Below are 589 nucleotides of genomic sequence, written 5' to 3'. Positions count from 1 at the left end.
GAAGTCCGCGCCGCACCAGCATGTTTTATGATCCCCCCGCGTGCAAGACGCGCCCGGGCCCGCGGGAAGGGTTGAACCCACTTGCCTCGATCTCCCATCCACGCCTTTTGTGCAGCCGACACTGCGGGTCATCGGCATCTGATGCACGGAGGTGTCCATGAAGCGCGTTCCCCCTCGTCCCGACATTGGCCAGCTGAAGAAGCAGGCCAAGGAATTGCTCACCCTTTATCGTCGTGAAGATGCCGCGGCGATGCAGCGATTCCGCGAATCTCTGCCTGCGGCTCGCGGCAAGGAGAACAAGGACCTGCTCGCCATGTCCTTGCGCCTGCACGACGCACAGTCGTGCCTGGCGCGGGAGCATGGCTTTCCCTCTTGGGCCGACCTGCAGCTCTTCGTCCATGCGCGCCGCGCGCTCGCCGACGATCCGAACCTGGCGGTGCGCCGATGGCTGTCCATGGTCTATGCCGGCGATGTCGCTGGCGGCAACAACGCCCACCGGCCCGCCGTGGCCGAACGGTTGCTCATCGAGAACCCCGCGCTGCCCGGCGACGATCCGTACCTGGCTTGTGCTGTCGGGGACGAGGCTGGC

Annotated in this window: 1 pseudogene; it reads left to right on the top strand. The window is 65.9% G+C overall.

From position 1 onward, the window contains the following. Positions 1–157: 157 nt before the first annotated feature. Positions 158–589: pseudogene (locus V9L20_RS27290) on the top strand (hypothetical protein); the annotation flags it as partial.

Origin of the sequence: Variovorax sp. CCNWLW225, assembly GCF_037204045.1 — a bacterium.
Taxonomy (GTDB): Bacteria; Pseudomonadota; Gammaproteobacteria; order Burkholderiales; family Burkholderiaceae_C; genus Variovorax.
This window is presented reverse-complemented; position numbering and strand designations above follow the sequence as displayed.